Origin of the sequence: Piscirickettsia salmonis LF-89 = ATCC VR-1361 (assembly GCF_000297215.2) — a bacterium.
GTDB lineage: Bacteria > Pseudomonadota > Gammaproteobacteria > Piscirickettsiales > Piscirickettsiaceae > Piscirickettsia > Piscirickettsia salmonis.
Genome location: NZ_AMFF02000090.1, coordinates 1 through 1,077 on the forward strand (window position 1 = coordinate 1; position 1,077 = coordinate 1,077).

Below are 1,077 nucleotides of genomic sequence, written 5' to 3' on the forward strand. Positions count from 1 at the left end.
TAACATCGGGGGATGTATGAGTGCTTAACCGCTGATGAAATCAACAGTTTTTTTACCTCTTACTGAAAATTTGTTGAAAAAGCTTGTCCTTGCTTAGCCTTAGCTCGTTTTCTTGTGCGCAGCGAGAAGTAAGCCGGTGACAATAAAGACCTTTAAAATCGATTGGGGTGTGCCGTTTAATCTCACGGCTAATCGTGCTAGGAGAAAAGCCAAGTGCATCTAGCAAATTCGATCTGAGCGAGTCTCCCTCTGATAACCGTTGTTCGATATAAAAACGATCTTTTTCATTTAAGTGCCGATAAACCATCTCTACCCTCTAAGTCAAAAGGCGAACTAGAGAGTTTATCTGTATGAATATGAACTCTCTACTGAGTGTTGCACTTCAGATGACGGAGGGCGCAAGTTAAATTTTACAGTTGTAATTAATGGTTAATTGAACTAAACTAAGTTTATATGACTAAGTTTAACTGGAGCCTGTTATGCAGACTGTTAATATTCACGAAGCCAAGACTCATTTGTCTCGTTTAATTGAAAAGGCATCTACTGGGGAGCCATTTATTATTGCAAAAGCAGGAAAACCTTTAGTAAAAGTTGTGCCTCTAAGCGCACCAGACGAAGCAGAAGTTAAACGGGTGGGGTTCCTTACTGGACAGATCGAAGTGCCCGATGATTTTGATACAATGGGCCATGATGAAATTGATCAGTTGTTTGGTGGTGAAGAGTGAAATATATTTTAGATACTCATGTGTTGCTGTGGGCAGCAGGCAATTCTTCTCGATTATCAGTGGAGGCTAAATTTTTATTAAGTGAAAAGGATAATGAGTTATTTTTTAGCGCTGCTAGTCTTTGGGAGATTGCCATAAAAAATAGCCTGGGTAGAAAAGACTTTAAAGTAGAACCTCATTTATTACGTCGTGGTTTATTAGACAACGGATATAGTGAGCTACCTATTACTAGTGAGCATGCAGTTGGAGTTAGTGGGCTGCCAGCTATTCATAAAGACCCATTTGATCGAATTTTAATTGCCCAGGCCATATCAGAAGGATTTACCTTATTAACGGCACTGTTGCGAAAAGT

At 39.6% G+C, this 1,077-nt stretch carries 3 protein-coding genes; 2 read left to right on the top strand and 1 reads right to left on the bottom strand.

The features are described 5' to 3' along the window. Positions 1 to 52: 52 nt before the first annotated feature. Positions 53 to 307: a helix-turn-helix domain-containing protein gene (locus C200_RS09455; protein ID WP_033923746.1), complete on the bottom strand. Its 255-nt coding sequence runs from the start codon at positions 305 to 307 to the stop codon at positions 53 to 55. Between the two features lie 172 nt (positions 308 to 479). On the opposite strand from C200_RS09455, the gene C200_RS09460 reads away from it, so the two are divergent. Together C200_RS09460 and C200_RS09465 are read left to right on the top strand one after the other, a co-directional pair. Beyond that, positions 480 to 725, top strand: coding sequence for a type II toxin-antitoxin system Phd/YefM family antitoxin (locus C200_RS09460; protein ID WP_016212477.1), 246 nt, complete (start codon positions 480 to 482; stop codon positions 723 to 725). Beyond that, the coding region (locus C200_RS09465; RefSeq protein WP_033923747.1) for a type II toxin-antitoxin system VapC family toxin at positions 722 to 1,077 on the top strand (356 nt) is incomplete at its 3' end. The genes C200_RS09460 and C200_RS09465, both read left to right, overlap by 4 nt.

Bases quoted from the DNA above. Each gene is read 5' to 3' on its own strand.
- C200_RS09455 (WP_033923746.1), bottom strand. From the start codon at position 307: ATGGTTTATCGGCACTTAAATGAAAAAGATCGTTTTTATATCGAACAA.
- C200_RS09460 (WP_016212477.1), top strand. From the start codon at position 480: ATGCAGACTGTTAATATTCACGAAGCCAAGACTCATTTGTCTCGTTTA.